General features: G+C 55.9%; 21 protein-coding genes. 7 read left to right on the forward strand and 14 right to left on the reverse strand.

From position 1 onward, the window contains the following. The first annotated feature begins 99 nt into the window (after positions 1-99). Together RUA4292_RS03235 and RUA4292_RS24370 are read left to right on the forward strand one after the other, a co-directional pair. Entirely contained in the window at positions 100-807 is a 708-nt protein-coding gene (locus tag RUA4292_RS03235; RefSeq protein ID WP_058276278.1) for an IS6 family transposase, read from the forward strand. Positions 808-915: 108 nt separating this feature from the next. After that, complete coding sequence (locus tag RUA4292_RS24370; protein WP_145974844.1) at positions 916-1,095, forward strand: hypothetical protein; 180 nt, start codon at positions 916-918, stop codon at positions 1,093-1,095. Between the two features lie 348 nt (positions 1,096-1,443). Here RUA4292_RS24370 and tcuB read toward each other — a convergent pair whose 3' ends face one another. The 3 genes from tcuB to RUA4292_RS03250 are packed head-to-tail and all read right to left on the reverse strand — an operon-like array spanning position 1,444 to position 4,599. Next, on the reverse strand, positions 1,444-2,523 hold the full coding sequence (gene tcuB, locus RUA4292_RS03240) for a tricarballylate utilization 4Fe-4S protein TcuB (RefSeq protein WP_058276279.1): 1,080 nt from the start codon (positions 2,521-2,523) through the stop codon (positions 1,444-1,446). Next, a complete protein-coding gene (tcuA, locus tag RUA4292_RS03245; RefSeq protein WP_058276280.1) occupies positions 2,513-3,907 on the reverse strand; it encodes an FAD-dependent tricarballylate dehydrogenase TcuA in 1,395 nt (464 codons plus the stop codon). The genes tcuB and tcuA overlap by 11 nt, the downstream gene beginning before the upstream one ends. Before the next feature lie 11 nt (positions 3,908-3,918). Then, complete coding sequence (locus RUA4292_RS03250) at positions 3,919-4,599, reverse strand: GntR family transcriptional regulator (protein WP_058276281.1); 681 nt, start codon at positions 4,597-4,599, stop codon at positions 3,919-3,921. 110 nt (positions 4,600-4,709) lie between these two features. Here RUA4292_RS03250 and RUA4292_RS03255 point away from each other — a divergent pair, with 110 nt between their 5' ends. Then, on the forward strand, positions 4,710-5,741 hold the full coding sequence (locus RUA4292_RS03255; protein WP_058276322.1) for an AbrB family transcriptional regulator: 1,032 nt from the start codon (positions 4,710-4,712) through the stop codon (positions 5,739-5,741). On the opposite strand, the gene RUA4292_RS03260 is transcribed toward RUA4292_RS03255, so the two are convergent. The 5 genes from RUA4292_RS03260 to RUA4292_RS03280 all read right to left on the reverse strand — a co-directional run bounded on the left by RUA4292_RS03260 (position 5,710) and on the right by RUA4292_RS03280 (position 11,310). Further along, the gene (locus RUA4292_RS03260) at positions 5,710-6,690 is read right to left on the reverse strand and encodes a D-2-hydroxyacid dehydrogenase family protein (protein WP_058276282.1); all 981 of its coding nucleotides are present in this window, start codon (positions 6,688-6,690) and stop codon (positions 5,710-5,712) included. The genes RUA4292_RS03255 and RUA4292_RS03260 overlap by 32 nt on opposite strands. Beyond that, positions 6,687-6,923 carry a hypothetical protein gene (locus tag RUA4292_RS03265; protein WP_058276283.1) on the reverse strand — a complete coding sequence of 79 codons (237 nt, stop codon included), beginning with the start codon at positions 6,921-6,923 and terminating at the stop codon, positions 6,687-6,689. The genes RUA4292_RS03260 and RUA4292_RS03265 overlap by 4 nt, the downstream gene beginning before the upstream one ends. A 53-nt stretch (positions 6,924-6,976) precedes the next feature. After that, the gene (locus RUA4292_RS03270; protein ID WP_058276323.1) at positions 6,977-8,065 is read right to left on the reverse strand and encodes a 4-oxalomesaconate tautomerase; all 1,089 of its coding nucleotides are present in this window, start codon (positions 8,063-8,065) and stop codon (positions 6,977-6,979) included. 44 nt (positions 8,066-8,109) lie between these two features. Beyond that, complete coding sequence (locus RUA4292_RS03275) at positions 8,110-10,140, reverse strand: tripartite tricarboxylate transporter permease (RefSeq protein WP_058276284.1); 2,031 nt, start codon at positions 10,138-10,140, stop codon at positions 8,110-8,112. A gap of 81 nt (positions 10,141-10,221) precedes the next feature. Beyond that, on the reverse strand, positions 10,222-11,310 hold the full coding sequence (locus RUA4292_RS03280; protein ID WP_058276285.1) for a type 2 periplasmic-binding domain-containing protein: 1,089 nt from the start codon (positions 11,308-11,310) through the stop codon (positions 10,222-10,224). 139 nt (positions 11,311-11,449) lie between these two features. On the opposite strand from RUA4292_RS03280, the gene RUA4292_RS03285 reads away from it, so the two are divergent. Next, complete coding sequence (locus RUA4292_RS03285) at positions 11,450-12,118, forward strand: response regulator transcription factor (protein ID WP_058276324.1); 669 nt, start codon at positions 11,450-11,452, stop codon at positions 12,116-12,118. Continuing rightward, positions 12,115-13,482, forward strand: a complete 1,368-nt coding sequence (locus RUA4292_RS03290) for a sensor histidine kinase (RefSeq protein ID WP_233493325.1) — start codon at positions 12,115-12,117, stop codon at positions 13,480-13,482. The genes RUA4292_RS03285 and RUA4292_RS03290 overlap by 4 nt, the downstream gene beginning before the upstream one ends. Before the next feature lie 416 nt (positions 13,483-13,898). On the opposite strand, the gene RUA4292_RS03295 is transcribed toward RUA4292_RS03290, so the two are convergent. From RUA4292_RS03295 to RUA4292_RS03320, 6 genes are all read right to left on the reverse strand, one after another. Continuing rightward, entirely contained in the window at positions 13,899-14,708 is an 810-nt protein-coding gene (locus tag RUA4292_RS03295; protein WP_058276286.1) for an NAD-dependent epimerase/dehydratase family protein, read from the reverse strand. After that, positions 14,696-15,598 carry a hypothetical protein gene (locus RUA4292_RS03300; RefSeq protein WP_058276287.1) on the reverse strand — a complete coding sequence of 301 codons (903 nt, stop codon included), beginning with the start codon at positions 15,596-15,598 and terminating at the stop codon, positions 14,696-14,698. Before RUA4292_RS03300 ends, RUA4292_RS03295 begins: the two co-directional genes overlap by 13 nt. A 52-nt stretch (positions 15,599-15,650) precedes the next feature. Next, positions 15,651-16,646 (reverse strand): substrate-binding domain-containing protein, encoded by a 996-nt coding sequence (locus RUA4292_RS03305; protein ID WP_058276288.1) that lies wholly within the window; start codon positions 16,644-16,646, stop codon positions 15,651-15,653. Positions 16,647-16,702: 56 nt separating this feature from the next. Continuing rightward, positions 16,703-17,689, reverse strand: a complete 987-nt coding sequence (locus RUA4292_RS03310; protein ID WP_233493328.1) for an ABC transporter permease — start codon at positions 17,687-17,689, stop codon at positions 16,703-16,705. Positions 17,690-17,691: 2 nt separating this feature from the next. Continuing rightward, on the reverse strand, positions 17,692-19,257 hold the full coding sequence (locus tag RUA4292_RS03315; protein ID WP_058276290.1) for a sugar ABC transporter ATP-binding protein: 1,566 nt from the start codon (positions 19,255-19,257) through the stop codon (positions 17,692-17,694). A gap of 136 nt (positions 19,258-19,393) precedes the next feature. Continuing rightward, on the reverse strand, positions 19,394-20,065 hold the full coding sequence (locus RUA4292_RS03320; protein WP_058276291.1) for a GntR family transcriptional regulator: 672 nt from the start codon (positions 20,063-20,065) through the stop codon (positions 19,394-19,396). Between the two features lie 92 nt (positions 20,066-20,157). Between RUA4292_RS03320 and RUA4292_RS03325 the strand changes: the two genes are divergently transcribed. Together RUA4292_RS03325 and RUA4292_RS03330 are read left to right on the forward strand one after the other, a co-directional pair. Continuing rightward, on the forward strand, positions 20,158-21,042 hold the full coding sequence (locus tag RUA4292_RS03325) for an SMP-30/gluconolactonase/LRE family protein (protein ID WP_233493326.1): 885 nt from the start codon (positions 20,158-20,160) through the stop codon (positions 21,040-21,042). Between the two features lie 26 nt (positions 21,043-21,068). Further along, positions 21,069-22,103, forward strand: coding sequence for a sugar ABC transporter substrate-binding protein (locus tag RUA4292_RS03330; RefSeq protein ID WP_058276292.1), 1,035 nt, complete (start codon positions 21,069-21,071; stop codon positions 22,101-22,103). The last annotated feature ends 1 nt before the right edge of the window (position 22,104 follow it).

The raw sequence follows: 22,104 nt of genomic DNA on the forward strand, positions 1-22,104 counted from the left end.
ATGACGGCAGAGGCGGCGTTTATCTGGGCGAGTTCGTGGGTCGGCACTGTCAGAAGAAACTAGCTTGAGACGGGCAGGGCGGTTTTGTAGCCTCGTTGGATGACAAAAAGAAGCCCATTCCGCTACTTCAAAACGAGCCCGGAGATCATCCGTCTGGCGGTCATGATGTACGTTCGATTTCCGCTCTCACTCCGCAACGTAGAAGATCTTCTGCACGAACGTGGCATCGAGATCAGCCACGAAACGGTTCGGTTCTGGTGGAACAGATTTGGCCCGATGTTCGCGGCTGAGATCCGAAGAAACCGAGTCAGTCGGATGCGATCTTATTCGAACTGGCAGTGGCATTTGGACGAGGTGTTTGTGAAGATCAACGGTGAGACGCACTACCTCTGGCGGGCAGTCGACCATGAGGGCGAAGTCCTGGAAAGCTATGTGACAAAGCGCCGTGACCGCAAGGCAGCTTTGAAATTCCTCAGGAAATCAATGAAGCGTTGCGGCAAACCTGAAATCATCGTGACCGACAAACTGCGGTCTTATGGCGCCGCAATGCGAGTTATAGGGAACGACAACCGGCAAGAAACTGGCCGCTGGTTAAATAATCGGGCTGAGAATTCCCACCTGCCATTTCGACGACGAGAACGGGCGATGCTGCGCTTCAGGCAAATGCGATGCCTGCAGAAATTTGCCTCAGTTCATTCATCAGTCCACAACCACTTCAACCAGGAACGCCACCTCTACTCACGAGACAATTTCAAACTAAACCGAAGCGCCGCTCTCTCCGAGTGGCGTCAGCTTTGTTCCGGATAAGTTCACGCGTTCTGCGGTAAACTGAGACTGGTTCGAATTGGTCTGACAGCACCCATTAAAGATCAGGACCTGTCACCTAACCTCATTGGGCATATTGACAGGCTTTTGGTGTCAAAAAGCAAAACCAAGGAAATGGGCCGTGGGCGGCGCATAGCGATCATTGATGATTTCATACAAGATCAGATGGCGTGGTCATCCGTAGTGAAAAAGAACGAAGATCGCCTCGACCTTATGGCCGAGGGTAATAACTTGCTGCGGTACATCGTTAAGGAAAATGCTACGGCCTGAAATGCCAATATCGAAGGCATGTGACAGCAGATCGGGCGTTTGACGAGAGACCGGTGCATATAACACCCGAACTGCGATGTGCAGAGGCTTTCTGCTATTGTCTTTTTTCCAAGAAATCAAAACCGGACCCTAGTGCAGCGTGCGGCGAATATTCCAAAGGAAGCCCAGAGTGCCAAATGCTGCGGTTGGCCCAAATACGTGCGAAGCGTGCGTCGCTGCCGTCGGTCGTGCAAGGGACGGCCCATTCCGGACGTTGACCGCCACTCGAAATGCTGTAACGCAGAGTTCTTCAAAATCATAATTGATCCTATTGCATGTTCTTTCTGCTCACACAGGCGCGACGGGCTGTTAACGGACCAGGAACACATCTCTTTTCCGTTGGGCATCCCTTACAAGAGCAGCAAGCCGATAGAAGCCGTGTGCCATCTTTGTGTAGGGCATCAGCAGGAAGAATGTCAGTACCGAACCAAGATGGATGGCAAGCAGTGCAGGCATCAATGCTGTTGAACTGAGGGCGTATAGAACAAGTCCACTCAGCCCCACAAACCCGAGCAACAGGATAAATCCGATATCCGCGCCCCATGCCGACGGATCGCCAAGTTCACGGTCTGACTTTAGCTTGAGCAGCGCCATCGCACCGCACCCTACTGTCAGCAAAATACCTCCGGAGATTCCGAACACTTTCGGCAACGACCAGAACCCGTACGGCGCGTGCATTCCGAATACATAGTGCATGACGGTCGCCACCGAAGTCGACGCAAAGCACAACAGAAAGCCATACATGATGGCGTGGTGGATTTGGCGTCGGCCCTGACTGAAACGGTCTTCGTCCTCGAAGTTACAGCCCTCGCCATGGCCTGCGGCCAGATCCTGCATCTTGCCCGCGTGTTTGAACGCAGCCATCAGATCAGACATCTGGATCGGTTCGCCGTCAACCTTGGCCCAATAGTGCCGAAGGCTGATGGCTATACTGAACAGAGGCAGCAGGAACGCGGGCGCGAAGATCACAACCATCGCGTTGTGCGACAGGACGGCGTAGAACCCCTCGTCTCCACTGGAACCGATGGCGCGGATGGCCCCGAGCAACAGGGCAAATCCGATCACAAGCGCCAGCGCTATGGCCCCGCCATGCGTGTGGAACCGGCGCGCCAGCGGCTGCGGCCATGCGAAGCTTTCCCAGTTATCGCGCCGCACCTCGGCCAGTGCCTTGGGCAGGTTCAGGTCAAACTCGTGCGGGGCGGTGTACTGACAGGCGTAATAACAGCCTCGGCAGTTGTGGCAGAGGTTGGCCAGTTGCGTGATGTCTCCATCCGAGAACGCGCGCTCTGCATGAAGCGATGGGAAGACCGAGCAATAGCCTTCGCAATAGCGGCAGGCGTTGCAGATTTCGGCCTGACGGCGGGCTTCCCGGATCAATTCAGTTTGCATAGGCGGCGGCCTCACGTCCTGCGATGCGTCCAAAAACGGTTCCGATGGTCATGCCGAAGCCCGCCAGATAGCCCTGCCCAAGGATCGATCCGGCCATGGTTTCTCCGGCAGCCCAAAGGTTCTTGATCTTACCGTCACGGGTCGAACACTGGGCCGCGTCGTCGACTTTCAAGCCCAGATAAGTAAACGTCACACCAGTGCGTAGCGAGTACCCGTAGAAAGGCGGTTCCGTAATCGGGCGGGCCCAGTTGGTCTTGGGCGGGGTCAGACCGGTGGTCATTACTCCATCCAATTCGGTTGGGTGAAACCCGCTGGTATCACCGCAGGCAGCATTGAACTCGGCGACGGTCGCCGTCAGCTTGTCGGCTGGTAGGTCCATCATCCCGGCCAGTTCTTCCAACGTGTTCGCCTTGAGCGGTGGAAAAACGGATGGCATGAACAGGTTCAGCGATTTGGCGTCGATGAGGACGTACCCCACCTGATCCGGTTGCGCAGCCACAAGTCGACCCCAGATCGCATAGCGCTTAGGCCAGACGTCTTCGCCTTCATCATAGAAACGTTCTGCGTTTTTGTTCACGACGATTGAAAACGGAACGCAGTCCAGACGAGTGACAATCCCGCCATCGAATTTGGGTGCACGCCCGTCGATGGCAACGGCGTGGCATTGGGTCGGGTCGCCGACGCGCTCAATGCCTTGATCCAGAAGGTCGGCCAACACCACACCTCGGTTGTAAGGCGTGCCTCGGATCCGGAAGTTCTTTGCAGGTTCGCCCCACGCGCGGGTGAGCCAATCAGTGTCGGCCTGAAACCCGCCCGAGGCGACAATCACGGCTTTGGGAGTAATGCGATGTTCTTGACCTTCATAGGTGAAATCCACCCATTCGATCTGATCACCATTCAGCTCCAGATGCGTGACTGCGGCTTCGTACCGGACGTCGATCCCCAATCCGGCGGCTGTCCGGTAATAGGCATTCACCAGAGATTTGCCGCCCCCCATGAAAAATGCATTGGTCCGGGCAAGGGACAAGGTTCCGGAAAGAGACGGTTGGAAGCGGACCCCGTGCTCTTCCATCCAAGGCAAGCATTCTTCCGAGGTTCGGATCGCCAAACGCGCCAGATGTTCGTCAGTCTTGCCGCCTGTGACTTTCAACAGGTCGGACAGGTATTCATCCTCGCTGTATTCCTCGACCAACGGGCCCAGAGGGCCGGTGTGCATACAGCGAAAGTTGCGTGTGTGGCGTGAGTTTCCACCGCGGTACGGTTTTGGCGCGGTTTCCAGGATCAGGACCCTCGCACCAGCTTCGGCTGCTGTCATTGCCGCGCATAGGGCCGCGTTGCCCCCTCCAATCACCGCAATATCATAAGCTTCCGCTTGGGTGGCCATGTCCGGTGTTCCTAATGGCTTTGATCGCTTGTGCGGTCACGTTCCTGCAGCGCGCGGATACGCATGCGTTGGGCTGCCTGGATATGCGCGCGCATTTCCGTTTCTGCTGCGGCACCGTCGCGCGACTTCAGGGCGGTCATGATCCGCCGATGTTCAGTCACCGCAGTTTCTGCCCGATCACTGTCCAACAATTGCGATGGACCAAGGATCAGCAGCGCCTTTTGCAGAGACAGCATGGACTTTGCCAGAAACCGGTTCTTGGCTGCATCCAGCAAAGTGGCGTGAAAAATCCGGTTGATCCGGGCTGCGTCCGGACCTGTGCCCGCCTCGGCCAGCCGATCATTCAGAACCTCCAACTCATCAAGTTCAACATCCGAGGCTGCCCGTGCTGCCAATCTGGCGGCAGTGCCTTCAAGCACGGCGCGCATCTCGTATAGCTCCATCACCTCGGCGTAATCGAGGCTGCGGACGGTTGCGCCCAGCCTTGGCACATGAGTAACGAGTCCGTCCGCTTCGAGCTGTCGGATCGCTTCGCGGATAGGTGTGCGGCTGACGCCCAACCGTTCGGACAATTCAATTTCCCTCAGGCGGTCGCCGGGAAAAAGGGTTCCTTCACGAATCTCGTCCAGCAGGCGCCGATAGGCGGAATTGCCTTGTGGACCGGGTTGTATTGGGTCGTCCTGGATGCTCATAACGCTCACGCTTGCATATTGCGTCCATATGTATACATTTGGATACATCGTGAGTCAATAATCCCGGAAGCCAAGTTTTGCCCAGCTCGGAAAACCAACCAGCTATGCTGATGAAAAGGTCAATGACACTTGGCCTTGCGACGCTTGGCACGTTGATCTTCTGGGCGTTGAATCTGCCACTGCCGTTTTTATTCGGCCCCATGACAGCATGCCTGATTGCTGCTCTGGCTCATGCACCAATGTCAGGGTTCGGACAGATTTCGGTCGCGGCCAGAACCATTCTGGGCGTCGCAGTTGGCGCATCGATTACACCCAGCCTGTTTGCCGAACTGCCAAAAATGGCAGCGTCGATCATGCTGATCCCGTTTTTCATCATCCTAATCGCGTTGATCGGCGTGCCGTTCTTTCGTAAATTCTGGGGGTTTGACGACAAGACAGCGTTTTACGCCGCTATGCCGGGTGGCCTGCAAGACATGATCATATTTGGCACCGAGGCCGGGGCTGATCCGAGAACACTGTCGCTGATCCACGGAACACGCGTGTTGATTATCGTGACGCTGGCACCGCTGTTTCTAACGGTTTTCTACGATGCCGAACTCACCAACCCCATTGGACAGCCCGTCAGCGATTTGCCGGTTAATGAGCTTCTACTCATGGTTCTAGCAGCCTTTGTCGGATGGAAAGGCGGCGAAAGAATTGGACTGTTTGGTGCGTCCATCCTTGGGCCGATGATCTTGACGGCTGCATTGTCTCTGGGCGATTTCATCCATGCCCGACCACCCCGCGAAGCAATTTTGGCTGCCCAGTTCTTCATCGGGTGCGGGATAGGCGTAAAATTTGTTGGCGTGACATGGACTGAACTACGTCGGGTCGTTGCTGCCGGTGTCGCATACGTTGTTATTCTTGCCATTCTGGCTGCCGGATTCACGGCTGTTGTGACCACACTTGGCTTGGGTCAACCGCTCGAGACGTTTCTTGCGTTTGCGCCTGGAGGTCAGGCCGAGATGACCGTTCTTGCCATCGTTTCGGGCGCTGATTTGGGGTTTGTGATCACCCACCACCTGACACGGATCGTGCTGGTGATCATCGGCGCACCTATTGCGGCGGGTCTTATTTTGCGTTGGTCCAAACCTCGGGATTGATCATATGGATCGGAGCGCCATCGGCATAGGCGTGTACCTGGTCGAAGATATCTGCGAATTGCAGGTCGAACTCGTCCTCTGTTACAAAGCCAATATGCGGCGTCGCGATCAGATTGGGATGCGACAGTAGCGGGTCACTTGGGTCGGTCAGAGGTTCGGTATCGAAAACATCAATGGCCGCTTTTCCTGGTCGACTTTGGTTGAGCCCTTCAAGCAGAGCGCCGGGTGCAATAAGCCCCGCCCGCGAGGTGTTCACAAACAACGACCCCGGCTGCATAGCTGCAAAGTCTGACGCCTCGATAATTCCGCGCGTGTCCGGTTTCAGGCGGACATGAACCGACACCACATCGCTATCCGCAAAGAACGCTTCCCGACTGGACGCGACATCAACACCGTCCGCCATCGCCCGCGCACGACCTTCTTCGGACGACCACCAGATGACGTTCATACCAAAGGCCTCGGCATAGCCTGCGACAGCCCGGGCGATACGCCCGTAGCCATATAAGCTCAGTCGACGCCCGCGCAGCGTCTTACCCACCCCGGCTTGCCAGCGACCGGCCTTGACTGATGCCATCTGTGCCGGAAGATCGCGCATTCCGGCCATGATCAAGGCCCAGGTCAATTCGGCTGCGGCATAAGACGGAGTTCCGCTATGCATGTTAGAACATAAAAGCACGTTGTGATCGGAGCATGCCTGCAGATCGACGTGGGGATAGACACTGCGCTGACTGATCAGCCGCAGGTTCGGCAGCTGCTCAAGCAACGCTCGGGAGATCTTGGTGCGTTCCCGGAACAGAACCACGGCATCGGCATCTTGTAACCGTGATGCCAGAACACCGATATCTTCAAGGTGATCCGTCCAAACCGTCACGTCATGATCCGCAAGCTTTGCGAAGCAAGGCAGGCCGCGCAGCGTGTCAAACCAATCATCCAGAATGTGTACTTTCATCGGCTTTCAATGCCTTCGCCGGTTTCCAGTTTTCTTGGTGTCGGAACAAAATGCGAGGCCTCAAGCGCCGCGAGCGCATTGCGGACACGTTGACTCTGATCCAGCAAATGATTGAATTGCTCATCGCAGCCAGCGATTGGCGTCGGATAATCCGCCATATCCTGCCGCAATGCAGCTTGCGCCAGTTTGAGTTCCTGCCGGGCAATATCGAGGCATTCAGAGTAGTTGTTCATCGTGACACCTCCCTTCAATGTATACTACAGTATACCAAATGATTAATGCCCGTTCAACTCCCATCCCACACAGATTGCGGCACATAGATTTTGCCATCTGCCAGCTTGCGCGCTGTTCGTACCAAACCCGCCGATTTGAGAGTGAAACCATCTTCGCTGGAAAAATCCACCAGAACATCGATTTTGCCCGAAGCGTGCTCAAGCACGACTTCAGCAGGCCCGGATGCGGCTCGTTCCAATAACCCATCCGCAACAGTTCCCGGCGTCAATGCGCAGGAGGCCATGCATTGTGCCCCTGTTACCGCCATTGTCGGATGTGTACTCCACGGCATGAAATACCTGACCGCAAGTGTGCCCCCGTCCCGAGCAGGTGCAAGTATGCCGAATTTCGGGGTTACGGATTGGGATACATCGCCCATTCCCATCAACAATCCCGCTTCTATCCGAACGGCCTCCATCCGGTCAAAGAACGAGCGGTTACTGTCCAGTTCCTCTGCGCTTTCGTATCCGGTAAGGCCAAAATCAGAAGCGCGGGCAATGGCCATCGGCATCGCGACGTCCATGCAGGTTAGCTCGATACCTTGCACAATGTCGCGCAAGTGACCAGTGGGCAGGAACGCGCCGGTTGATGACCCCACAACACCCATAAAGCTTAGCTGTATCGACGCGGCACGCCCCGGCACGCCCGCAATTTCCACATCTCCCTGATAGGTCAGTTCACCGCCAGGTGTAGGCACCTTCGCCACCACCTGCGCTCCGGTGTTGACGGCGCGGATACGGATTTCGGTTTCATCGCCCCGCGGCTCGATCAAACCCATTTCGATTGCCGCAGACCCGACACCGGACAGGATGTTCCCGCAGGTGGGTTTGAAATCGACCAACTTTTCCTCAACCGAAACCTGGGCGAAGAAATAGTCGATATCTGCCCAGTTTTCATCACTGGCCGACAGCATCGCGACCTTAGTCGTGACGGCTGCGCCGCCGCCGATGCCGTCGATATTCAACGGATGTCCCGCGCCAACCGCAGCGATCAGAACGTCTGCCAGAGTCTCCAGATCCTCTGGCAAGTCAGAGCGTCGGAAGTAGGGACCGCGAGACGTGCCGCCCCGCATGAATATGAACGGAATTCCAGTTTGGGTCATGTCGCGCCCTTTCGGGTTTTGCGCGTGTCCGCGAAGGCCCCGGCTCATTTCAGCGGCCATGGCAGATCAACCATGTCCTGTAGCAAACCCGGTGGGAAATCGCGGTTCAACGCACCTGCCATGACGCACATGAAACCGATGCCACAGGCCGTCAGGACCAGTGTCATCTGCCAGCTGGACCCAGCCCGGACGCGCAGGAACGCAATCAGGAACCCGATCAGCGCAAGGATAAAGCCTACAACCCAGGTCGCCGCGATCAGGCTGGCGAACCATGCGAGCGTGGACCACAATCCATGAGGCGCGCTGGCGTCCTCACCGGCAACTTCCTTGTCGGCAAAGATCGCATCGCCCTCGGGTCGGTGTATCATCTGGATCAGCAGAACGACACAGCAGAACAACGACACATACCCAATCACCAGAGGGATGATCTTGTCGGTCATGTTATAGTCCGGGATCATGTTGGCGTTGATCAGGGCAACGACCAGATAGGCCATGATCGCCAGCAGGAAGACCAGCGGCGCGCGTTTGCTGCCGGACTGAACCTCACCCTCGGCCATGATCATCTTGGCCTGACGGATTCCCAGAATGATTGAGACAATCGTGACCACGATCAGAATGATCACAATAGGGCTGAAAACATATTCCATGCCCTCGCCAAAGCTTTTGCGGAAGCGGAACGATGCGATCTGAAATGCCTGGTTGGTGAACTTTTCAACCGGGTTCGACAGCACAAAGCCAATCAGGAACGCCGGGCGCGACCAGTCGAAACGGCGCAGAAAAATACCGATCAGGCCGATCACGAACAAGGCCAACAGGTCTTCGAAATTCTGACCAGACTGAAACGCCGCAAAGCTGATCAGCATGAACAGAAACGGTGCCAGATAGGTAAACCGGATCGTGGTCAGCTTGGCGATGCCGCCTGAAGCCGCGATACACAGGATGGTGCCCACGACATTGGCCAGAGCCAGCAACCAGACGATCGAATACGTGATATCCAGATTGTCCTGCAACATGCTGGGACCAACCTCGATATCACCTGATCCCAGCAAAGCCACGGCTCCGATGAAAATCGCCATCGAACCCGATCCGGGGATGCCGAACAGCAGGGTCGGCACCAGACCGCCACCCTCTTTTGCATTGTTCGAGCTTTCCGGTCCGATCACGCCACGCACTTCGCCTTTGCCGAAGTTGCTCTTGTCCTTGGTTGTTTGCACGGAATGGCCGTAGGCGATCCAGTCGACAACCGAGCCCCCAAGTCCGGGGATAACGCCTACGATCACACCGATGATTGAGCAGCGAACAGACAGCCAAATATTGGCGAACCAGTCCTTGACCCCATCCAGCCATCCGGCCCCCAAAGAAGCCCCCTTGGCAATCGACCGATCCTGACGCAGCAGGGAAACGATTTCAGGGACGGCAAAAATACCCAAACCGACAATGACCAGCTTCAGGCCATCGGTCAGATAGGGAATGTCATAGGTGGCCATACGCAGCGAGCCACCAGCATCCGCCTCGCCGATGGTGCCGACCATCAGGCCCAGCCCGGCGGCGGCAACACCTTTCAACGGGATGCGCCCGGCCAGAATAGCAACCATCGAAAGACCGAGAATGGTGATCATCAGCATCTCGGGAAGGCCGAAGGCCAAGACGATTGGCCGCGCGATCAGAATGAACATGGTCAGGAATGTCGCGCCGACCAAACCCCCGAATAAGGATGAGGCAAAGGCGGCGGACAAGGCTCGCGCGGCTTCGCCCTTTTTTGCCATCGGGAAGCCGTCAAGCACGGTCGCCTGCGAAGCCGAACTGCCTGGTATCCCCATCAAAACCGAGGCAAATGTGTCAGAAGTCGGAACGACGGCGACCATTCCGATCATCAGCGCCAGACCCAGGATAGGGTCCATGCCGAACATGAAAGGCAGCAATAGGGACAGGCCAGCAATGCCGCCGAGCCCAGGGAAAACTCCAACGGCCAGCCCCATGACAACGCCGAGCACAAGATAGCCTAGAACGATAGGTTGCAGGATCAGAGCCCACGCATCACCAAGCGCAGGAAGAGCGGTGGCGAAAGCCTCCATAGCGGCCGCCTTTCATTCAATTTTATAGAATTCAGATGGCGCGGCCCTCGTGTGGGAGGGCACGCGCTGTGATGGCCCGGCTTAATTAAGCTCGACGCCGTAGGAGTCTTTAAGCCAGTTCAGGACATACTGTTTGGCGTTATCATCCACGCTCGTTGCAGTTTGCAGGGCGGCTTTGGAACCGTCTCCGACAAACACCGGGTACTTACCAACCCGCTTGGACGAAATATCGCCAAAATCAGCACGCTCAGTGACTGCCTGGAAGGCTGCCGTGTACGTGTCGACGACGTCCTGCGGGGTATCACCCGGCAGGAAGGCCAATTTCTGAACCGGGAAACCTGCAACAAAGAACGCTTTCCATGCGTCCCACGCCTCACCGCTGGTTTCACAGCCATCGGTGGCTTCGCAAACCTCTTTGAAGGTAGCTATGTCCGGGAATGTCGGGTCGCGAACGATGTTGCCATCGGCATCCAGTGCGCCCCAGGTCATCATCGGAACAGCCTGACCGGCCTCAACCAATGGGGCCGAGCCGCCCAGATAACCCGATGAGGTCTGATAGTCGATGTTGGCCTCACCACGTTCGAACATCAGTCGGCCATCACCGCGACCCTTGATGCCAAAGACTGGTTCAACATCCATGCCCAGCATCTGCCACGCTAGTAGCGGTACCAAATCCAGCCGGGTGGCACCTTGCGAACCATAGATGAAGCTTGTGTCTTTCAGTGCGTTTGCAGAACCGTCGAACTTGGCCCCATCTTCCGGGTTCAGATAGGCGACACCTCCGGTGCCCGACGCCATGACCGGAATCCAGTCGTTGTATTCATAGCGCACGCGCGGGTCGCTAAGAAGGTAGGGAAACTGGGTTGAACCGGATGTTCCGAACAAAAGCGTGCCATCGTCGTGCTCTTGTTCTTGAAACCAGTTTGCACCTTTGGTTGAGCCTGCGCCCGGCATGAACTTCACCACAACGGTTGGCTGGCCGGGCAGCGCCTCGGACAGAAGCGGCGCAAAGAAGTTGGCCCATTTGGCCGAACCGCCCGTTTCCGAGAACGGGATGACCCACTCAATGGTCTTGCCCGAGAAATCGACCTCAGCAGCGACAGGCGCGGCCAGCCCGGCGGCAGCGATCAGCCCCACGACGGCGCGACGGGTAAAGTTGGAAATGGTCATTGGTTCCTCCCTATTGACCAGACAACCACGAAGGCACTCTTGGCACCACCGTGATCGCAAATAGAACTGTGGGGTTGATTCCCCCTCCCATCTGGCAATCATGAAGGGCCAACCTTGCGCGAAACTTGCAGGAGCCCCGATGCGGATTGTCATCGTCGAGGATAACGAGCCACTTGCCAACGCCATTGCGTATCGCCTGCGTGATCGTGGCCATGCAGCTGACGTGCTGACCGATGGCGACGAGGCTGACACCTATCTGGAACAGGAAGGTGCAGACCTGATCGTTCTGGATATCAACTTACCAGGCCGGTCCGGGCTTGAAATCCTGCAATCCTTGCGCAATCGCGGAGATGGTGCGCCGGTGATCCTGCTGACCGCCAGGTCAGAGACAAGCGACCGTGTGCTGGGTCTGGATATGGGCGCTGACGATTATCTGGTCAAACCCTTCGAGATGGATGAGTTGGAAGCCCGCATTCGTGCGCTTTCGCGTCGAAAGGACCTCGACTATGGCGCGCGCGAAACCATCGGCGGATTGGAATTCGATCGCTCGGCACGGCAGGTCACCGTTCACGGAGAGGTAATGGACCTGCCACGCCGGGAATTGGCCGTGCTTGAATGCCTGCTGGAACGCCGAGGCAGGATTGTCCCCAAAAGCCAACTGACCGATTACGTCTACGGCGTCGGGACGGATGTCGAGGATTCGGCCGTAGAACCCCATGTGTCCCGGTTGCGGAAGCGGCTTCAGGATCTGGGCATCCAGATCAAAACGGCCCGCGGGCTTGGCTATTTGCTTGAGGTGCAGAAGTGATCCCGCACCGATCACTTAGGCTCAGGTTGTTCCTGCTGATCCTCACGCCTTTGGTTTTGCTTGCGTTTCTGCTTGGGTTTTGGCGCTTTACCGTCGCACAGAAAACAGCGCAGGAGCTTTTCGATGAAAGCTTACTGTCTGCGGGGCTCGCAATTTCGCGCGATGTCGCTATCTCGGGCGGCGACGCGTTGTTGCCCTCGACGCGCAGTATGATCCGCGAAGCATCCGGTGGAGAGATATTCTATCACGTGACCGGTCCGGGCGGCAGCTATGTCACTGGCTACGCGTACCCGCCAACATCTGCTGCATCATCGCAACAAGACCCTTACAGTCCACATTTTTTTGAATCTGTGCACCGGGAGGTGCCCGTCCGGGTTCTCAGAATGACCGAGCGCGTCACTTTGGAAAATCTGGTGGGGGACGCGACTGTAACTGTGTGGCAGCTCATGGCCGACCGAAATGCATTTGCCAACCAGTTGTCGCTCCGCGCTGCAATTCTGATGGGCATTTTGTTGACGACGCTTGCCATTGTCGTGTGGTTCGGCGTTGCCCGCGGTCTACGACCGTTGCTCGATTTACAGGAAGCAATCGCGCTGAGATCGCCAGACGACCTCAGCGAAATCAAACGGTCGGTCCCGATCGAAGTACGAGGCATTGTCAAAACCCTGAATCGGCTGTTTGGGCAGGTTGAACACAGCATCAACGCTCATCAAGTGTTTATTTCAGAAGCCGCGCATCAGCTACGAAACCCAGCAGCCGCGGTCCAGTCCATGGCCGAAGCACTGAGAGATGCGAAAACGGATGAGGACAGGGACAAACGCATTGTTGAGCTTGTGGCCGCAGCAAAAAACTCGGCCACGGTGGCGCAACAGTTATTGTCGCTGGAACGACTGCGGCAACCTACGCATCAGGATCAGATGGATGAGATTGATTTCCGCGTAGTCGTGGAAGAGGCTTGTGCAGAGATGGGCGTTCATATCCTCGCAAAAGGGATCGACTTTGAGGTCGCGATGCCGGACACCCCGATCGTGATCTCAGGGGATCGTGTGTTTTTGACTGAGGCCATCAAAAATCTGCTGGACAACGCTGTTAAGCACGGTGGTACAAAATTGAGCCGAATTTCAGTCTTGCTGCACTGTGAGGGCGGGAACGTCAAGCTAACTGTGGCCGATGACGGAACAGGTCTTTCGCCTAACCAAAGCGAAGCCGCGTTCAGTCGGTTTTCGCAGCTCGAGTACTCCGAAGGCAGCGGTTTGGGGTTGTCAATTGTCTCAGCGGTGGCGGAGCGCCATGAAGGAGTGGTCGCGATCAACCAAGTCGAAAAAGGAGCAAGCGTTACGCTTGAGCTTCCCATAGCCGTCTAGTTCATTTCTATTTCTACTCGGAACCCGAAACCTGTAACAATCAAAGCGAATTTTTGCGATTGCAGCGAATGACCGATTTCCACCCCAGGTGCCAGGCACGGCGATCTTGATGCACCTTCACCGGACTTTGAAGCCTTGTGCAGCGAAATGGCGCTTGGTCCCGCGAGGCAGCTTTTCGTACTTGTTCCACTGAATGGCCACTACTCAACCAGAGATCGCTTCACATAAAACCGCTTAGCGATGTTCGCGGATTGTTATCGCACCATCAAACATCCAATGGTTGCGAAATCTGCCGCTCGAGACGTCGGTCGCCTACAACCGCAATGCGAACAACGCTGACCTTTTCAGCGCTTACCTTAAGGATATGTTTCGGAAACTGATTGCGCAACGCAACAACAATGCCCGGACCTTGTACTCTACCAATCTGGAAAACGTGTCGTGAAATAATTGGGGAGCCAGACTGCAAAGAGGCGCTTCAGCGCAGACCTAAAGGCAATGCTTGCAGTGATTTTCGCCGGGCTCCCATCTTTCGGCGAATAGCCGATCACTTGCTGCGTTTCGGTGATATCCCAACGCATGCCCGGGTTATCCGACATCAAGTTCAGTGCTGCAAAGGAAACGTCCTTAGCATCAATTGCGGCGCGCATGCCGCTTAGGAAATCCCGATCGCTCAACCACATTTCTTGGCCCCATCGGCCCATCGCCATATGCGTGCCGGGTTGGTTGTCATGAGTCCATTGCGTCCAGCCAATGCGCAGACAAATGACAGACAGTTCGTGATGCTCGGCGAAGTAAGCCCCTGTCCGTTCACAGAACAGTTTTGACATACCGTAGGCATTCACCGGGCCAGGAGGCGTCTTGCTATTAAGCGCGTCATGCGTGAATCTCTTGTCGCCATGGATCCAATTGGAACTGGCAAGAACCACGCGACTGACACCCATGGCGACCGCATGGTGATAGAGCGTAAGGGTTGCATCCATATTGTGCTTGATCGCTGAGGGCCACGTTGCGGCGGGCTCTCTGTCACCAGCAAGGTGTACGATCACGTCCACACCCTTTAGCAGGCTTGTCCAAGTGCTGTCGTCGGACAGATCCGCGGTATGAATGTCGGGATGATCGACGGGCCGGATGTCAATGCCAGATACGGTGTAGCCGGGATCACTTTCGAGCGTGTCGAACAGTTTGCGTCCAAGATGCCCGCCGGCGCCTGTGATCAGGACATGCATGACAGGAATTCCTTGTAGCGTTTGAGACGTACAGGCATTTGTGATGCGTCCTCGTCCGTCAAGACGCGGAACATTTGCCTAAAACTCAGCGTTTCATTTGGGGCGAGGTCGCGCACGGGGGAGTGCCACTCTGCTTCGCAGTAGGCGTAATCGCCTGAATTGAAGACCTCGAATGGATAGTGATGCGCAAATCGGTCACCTTGCCGAGGTTCCGGTACTGAGCACATCAACAAAGGTCCATCCGTTCCGCACTTTACCAGCGTCCGGCTGTTGGGGTTCGGAAGTCCTATCTTGAATTCCTGCAGCCTGCTACAATCCACGACAGCGCTTCTGCCGTGCGTTGCAACCATCTGTTCGGCAGAGCCGAAAACAGGATAAAACACAGGATGATCCATTTCGACGCCGATCTTGGTTGGGGTGTTAAGCATCATGACCGACCAAATGCCGGTCAAGCGCGAGGAAGTTCCATGATTGGCAACGATATGTTCAATGTCCCAGCTCTTCTCAGAAGTCAGTGTGATGCGACGCGAAACAGATAAGTGAGATAAGGGACAGACGGCGCTGGTCAGGTCGATACGAGTGCTGCTTCTCGAAGTGATCTGGTAGGAGCCGCTGTCCAACACGGGAAACGGAGCGCCGTTTTCCCAAGACGCGTCAGGGGCGATCCATGTCTTCTCGCCCCCCCAAAGTGGAAAGCCAAATTGTGGAGAGCGTGTAGGCAAATCGGCGAGCCGGGTGTCATCGACCTCGAATCCGTCAAGATCTGGGTTTTGAAAGAGGAGTGAGCGCCCATGAAAACTCACGTCCCAAAGACGGCCTCCAATGCCTGGCAGGAGTGTCAGTCGCAGATCGCCCTGCTGTAGCTGAAGAACACTCCATCTGTCCGGCATGTTTGCTCCCTGACGGTGTTCCGGCGCGACATGGCCGCGCCGGGATGAAAATTTAGACGTGCTTAAACTGTGCGACATTCTCGGACGTGATCGGCATCACCCCGGTTTCGACGCGTTCAGGCAGCGGGTTGATCCCGGCGGCCTTCCAATCCGGCAAGACCTTCAACGCATCGGTATTTTGCCAATGCATCATGTGGAAGGCGAGGAATATCTCCAAATAGGACTTCTGGGCCACAGCACCGTGTATGGTGCCGTCTTCGATGTAGGGCAGCATGTCGTCATTACGATCCATCGCGACGATCTTGATGTCCTTGCGACCCGCCTCGTTGACCGCTATCGCAGCGCCTTTGCCGCTGTCGCCATCTGTGCCGCCAATGCCTACAATATCCGGGTTTGCCTGAATGGCTTGAAGATAGGCTGTTGGCGCGTAGGACGGGTCGGCCTTGTCGTTCACAACATCGACGACTTCGATATCCGGGTATTTCTCAGCGAAAACTTGTTTGTATCCCTCGACCCGCTCCAGCGTGGAAGGAGCGGGAAACGTGCCGAGGATGACCTTCCCCTTGCCGCCAATCGCTTGCGCCAGCATCTCGCCGCCGACACGTCCTGCCTGAACGCCATTGATGCCGAGGAACGTGGACCGGGGGCTGTCGGGAATGTCACCTATACAGCACGTGATCGGAATCCCGGCTTCGACCGCGCGTTCAACGCCGGGTGCCAAAGTAGCCGGATCACCGGGGAAGATGAGGATACCTGCGGGGCGTCTGGCGATCAATTCGTCCAGTTGGCGCGCTTGCGCTGCAGTGTCAAAATCTAGGGGGCCCGTGAACGTGGCTTTGATGCCCATCAACTCCTCAAGATCTTCCATCGCGTTGCGATAATCTACCCAGAACGGCACTTGTGTGACGATGGACAGGAAAACGTATTCCTTGCCAGCGGCTTGCGCCATGGCTTCCTTGGACAGCATGGGCAGTCCGAAAGCGGCGGCCAGTCCCGCAGTCGTGCCCGCTGTCAGCAGCTTGCGCCGATTTACTTTCAATTCGGTCATCGTAGTCTCCCTGTTTTGGATCTTTGGTTGTTGTTGAGTTTTGGAGAGCTTCGGGCCTAGCCCCGTTTGCTTCGGATCAGCATGTCCAAGGCGACTGCTGTAACGAGTACACCGCCGATGACGATCATCTGCCAGTAGATCGATACGGCCAGCATCGTCATGGTGTTGTTGATTAACGCGACGAAAACGACGCCAAGGAAAGCTCCAAGGATAGTGCCTTCTCCTCCTCGTAAAGATGCGCCGCCGATGACGGCCGCCGCCAGAACTTGCAGTTCGATGCCATTGCCTGCCGTGGGCGTACCGCTCATCAGGCGGGAAGCCAGCAAGACACCCGCCAGAGCAGCCAGGACACCGGTCAGTGCGTACAGAATGATGCGCACGCGTGTGACGTGGATGCCTGAGAGCATCGCGGCTTTTTCATTGGCGCCAATGAAATAGACCTGACGAAAGAAACGCGTATGGCGGACGGCCAGATCAAACAGGATCACCAGCAGAATGGTGAACAAAACAATCACCGGAAAGCCGCCGATGTCAGCTTTACCGATCCAGGCGAAAGACGTCGGCAGGCTGGATACTGAAAACCCCTCGGTTAATACGAGGGCTATACCGCGTGCGATCGACATCGTGCCGAGCGTTGCGATCAGCGGATTGATCCCGAGGCCGGTCACCAGCACACCGTTCACCACGCCCACGATGCCACCTAGAATGAGCCCGCAGGCTACGGCGAGCGGGATTGCCATACCGGACAAAAGCAGCATGGCGACGACGGTGGAAGACAGGGCCATTACCGACCCAACCGACAGATCGAAACCACCGGATGCAAGCAGGATCGCCATGCCGATCACGATGATTGCGGTCGGTGCCATGCCCACAGCTACTGCTCGAAAGTTCGAGAAGCTCAGGAAGTAGGGGTTGATGTTGGACATTACGATGATGATGGCGGCGATCAGGACGATCAGCGTTAACTCACGAATATCAACAAAGGCTTGCAGGACACGGCGCAACAGGGGTGGTTTCATGGGCAAATTGGCTTGAGCTGTCATGGTCACGTCGCGACTCCTGATTGATTGGGTTGAGTTGCATCCACCGATGGAACAGAGTTTCCGGCGGCCAATTGAAGAAGCGTAGTCTCGGTTGCCTCAGCTGCCGCGACATCGCCCATGAGGCGACCGTCGTGAACCACAAGGATGCGCGAAGAGAGAGAGACAAGTTCAGGGAAATCGGATGACACCACGAGGATGGCCATCCCTTCGGCGGCTCGACGTAAAAGCTCTGTGTGAATCTGAAATTTGGCCCCGACATCAACACCTTTTGTGGGCTCCTCGATGATCAGAAGAGCTGGAGCACGTTTGAGCCATTTTGCCAGCATGATCTTTTGCTGGTTGCCCCCTGACAGATCGCCAACAAGTTCGGTAATCCCGCTGGTTTTGACACTGAAGGCGTTAATGGCGGCCTGGCTCGCAGCTTTGATTGTGCTGGCACGTATGAAACCGACAGACGTGTGTTCGGAAAGACTGGCTGCAATCAGGTTGTCGCTGAGCGATTGTTCCAGAAATAGACCTTCGGTCTTGCGTTCCTCGGGGACAAACCCGACACCAGCGCGCATCGCTTGCCGCAAGGACGCAAAGCTGACTGGCTTGCCATGCAATCTGATTTCGCCTGTCGCGCCATGCATCAGTCCAGCGATGGACCGGACAATCTCGCTGCGGCGGGCGCCCATTAGACCGGCCATACCAACGATCTCTCCGGCTTTTATGGAAAACGAAATGTCTTCAAACTCGGCGGGGTGCGTCAGGTTCTTTACATTCAAAACCTCGTTGCCGCCGCCTTGATCCGAACGGGTGACATCACCGGGATGTGCGCCGCCGATCATCTCGGCAACGACCTTTTCCTGTGAGGTTTCTGACACGGGCAATGTGCTGATGCGGCGTCCGTCGCGCAGAACAGTGATGCGGTCTGAAATCTGGAAGATCTCGGCCATGTGGTGACTGACATACACGATGCCAATCCCCTTCTTTGTAAGGGACTTTAAGACGTCGAATAGTGCGTCCACTTCATCGGGTGCCAATGCTGAAGTTGGCTCATCCAAAAGCAGGACGCGGGAGTTCAGTGACAACGCCTTGGCAATTTCTACGATCTGGCGGGAGCTAATCGGAAGGCCGTCAACCGGCATGGAAACATCAATATCCAGACCGAACTCCGCCAACAACGCTTCCGCCCGACGACGCAATTCAGGCCAGTCGACGACACCCAACCGGGTGGGCACGCGGCCTGCGAAGATGTTTTCCGCTACGGAGAGGGCACCGGCGAGGCTGAGTTCCTGAAAGACACAGCCAATACCGAGTGATTGCGCATGTGACGGGCTTTCAATCAGCTGCTCGTTGCCATCGCACAGGATTCGCCCGGTTGTAGGCTGGTGAAGTCCATAAAGAAGACCGAGGCAGGTGGATTTCCCAGCACCGTTTTCACCACAAAGCGCGTGAACTTCACCGGGTCTCAACTCGAAGTCGACACCGTCCAAAACAATGTTCGTTCCGAAGCTTTTGCCAGCCGCTTCCAGTTGAATCAGTGGCTGTGACCTCAGTGCGCCATGTTCCATTGCAGGTGTCATACAAAGCTCCTCCCGCTTTTTGATTGGCATCTGATATCTCAGATGTCAATCAAAAAGAGATAGCGGTGAAGCGGAACAAGAAAGGGGCGGTGCCGATATGGCCCGCCCCCCTTCAAAAACTCAGCTGCTCTATGCGTCAGGGCGCAGCGGCTCCTTCGAGAACAATTGCAGCGCTCTTGTAGGCCTGCCGCGTGCGATCAATATGTGCCGTAAGAAGAGACTTGATCTTGGCCATGTTCCCTTCGCGCACTGCAATCGCAATCTTCGCATGTTCATCAAAAGAGAGTTCGGTGTGCTGCGGCAGCTTCGCCAGGTGGGTTCGTAGTGCTGCAATCTTACCGATGTATCGGGTATAGCTAGCCGTCAAATAATCGTTCCCGGCATGTTCGAAGATCAACTGATGAAACGTGGTATCTAGTGAAAGGTAGCCTTTCTCGTTGCCGCGCCTCCGTTCTCGCTCCATTTCCGTCACGACGCGTTGCATTTCATTCGCTAGTCCTTCAGGGTCACGCGACAATGCCAGTTCGAAGGCGGCTGTTTCAATCGCTTGTCTGAAGTCGCAGATTTGGGTGACTTCCGGTTCAGACAAGGAAAACACGCGTGCGCCTTTTTGCGGTTCGATACTGACCAACCCTTCGTCACGCAATTGAGCGAGCGCCTCGCGGACCGGTGACTTAGACACGCCCAGCTCTTCGGAGATTTTTCGCTCCGACAAAACCTGACCCATCTTCAGGGAGCCATCGATAATGCTGTTCCGCAAATGCTCCAGTGCGAGTTCACGCAATGATTTGGGTCTCTCAAGGGCCATCTGGGGATATCTCCAAAAAAGGTGTTGCCAGATGCAAGATATCTGATACACCAGATTAGGCAAGCTGGTATATCAGATATCAGAATGCGATAATGGAGGTCAAAAAATTGCGCGCAGAGTTGGTGGTTGACTGCAAGAACCAGCACGGGGAAGGGATTTTCTGGAATCCCGCCGATGGGCTTGTCTGGTGGACCGACATCGAAGGCAGCGCGCTTTTCTCATTTGATCCGGTAACTTCGAAAAGCACGTCTCATAAGATGCCAGAGCGCGTATGTTGCTTTGCTCCGCGGATCTCTGGAGGGCTGATCGTTGCTTATGCAGATCGTGTCGTTTTGCTCGATCAGGCCATGAAAGAAGAATCCCTCGTCACCCGATTCGAGTCGAATAACGCGGAGACGCGGTTGAATGACGGGCGGACTGATCGTCAGGGGCGGTTGATTGTCGGGGGGATGAACGAAGTCTCGGGTAATGCCGATTCGTCGGTTATTTGCGTCGACACGGATCTGAACGTGCGCACAATCATCGAAGGGGTGTCTTGCGCCAATTCGACCTGCTTCACGGCGGATGGAACTACAATGTTCTTTGCCGATACCCCGGATCGGGAAATCGTGGCGTTCGACTACGACACTGATAGTGGATCTGTTTCGAACCGTCGGATGCATGTTTCTTTCGAGGATGAACCCGGCCTGCCCGATGGGTCCTGCGTGGATGCAGAAGGCGGTGTCTGGAATGCCGAATGGGAAGGCCATCGCGTTGTGCGTGTTGCACCCAACGGCACGATCAATCGCGTGATCGAGGTGCCGGTCTGGAAGCCCACCTGTTGCGCATTCGGTGGTCCAGACCTCGACACGCTTTTCATAACGACATCGCGGCTGATGAGTGACGAAGCCGCTTTATCAAAAGAACCGGAATCCGGCGGTCTCTTCGCCGTGAAACCCGGCATTCGTGGCGTGATCGACACGCCGTTCAACGGATAACCAACGAATTTCTGGAGGAGAAAACAATGTTGAAAACGCTTATGAGCACTACGCTTGCCGCGGGGTTCGTCACGCTGGCAACGGTCGCAATGGCCGAGAACTATCCGACACCGGTGCCGTTGCAGGACGGGGCACAGGCTGCGATTGATGCGATTGAACCCAAGAATGACACGTTCCGGATCGCGTATATGCCACCGGCTACCGAGTTCAACTACTACATCGCCATTGGTGAGGGCATCAAAGCGGTCGCTGCGGAGGCCGGGGTCGAAGTCTTCATGCTCGCGCCTCAGTCTGGCGCGGATATCAACGGTCAGATGGGTATGATCCAGGATGTACTGACACAGGATGTGGATGCGATCATCTTTGGAACGCATGATGAATTTGCTGCGGCGCCGCTACTTAAGCAGGCCGTTGACAAGGGCATGGCTGTTTTGATGATCAACTCGGACATCCCGAACTTTCCGACTCCGATCCACGGTGTGGTCGGGTATTCTCAGCGCAATGGTACTCAGGCCATCGCTGATTGGGCCATCGAGACCTATGGCGATCAACCATTGAAGGTCGGCATCATCGAAGGGCAGCCAGGGTATCACTCAACCGAGCGGGTGGGTGGCTTTCTTGACGGCATTGAGGGCAACGACAACTTTGAAGTCGTTGTATCCATCGATGGCAAATGGAACGTCGAAGGCGGCAACACAGCTGGCATGGATATCCTGCAGTCGAACCCCGATCTCGACATGATCTTTGCTGCGAATGACTACATGATCATTGGAGCATCCTTTGCTGCGAAAGCACTCGGCCGAAATGACATCGTTCTATTGGGCAATGATGGCGACACGTCCGGCCTTGAAGAGATCGCGGCGGGCAACATCACGGCAACAGTCAACACTTCACCATTCCTGATGGGTAAAGCAGCAATGCACGCCACTATTGATGCGCTTAACGGGTCTTATCCCGGTGGCTGGATCGAAACGCCCACATCGATTGAGGACAAGGATGGCGCGATCAGTGTGCTGCAAGAACCTGAAAAGCTCTTCCCACAACCGTCCAAAGAATACTGAG

Origin of the sequence: Ruegeria atlantica (assembly GCF_001458195.1) — a bacterium.
Lineage (GTDB): Bacteria > Pseudomonadota > Alphaproteobacteria > Rhodobacterales > Rhodobacteraceae > Ruegeria > Ruegeria atlantica.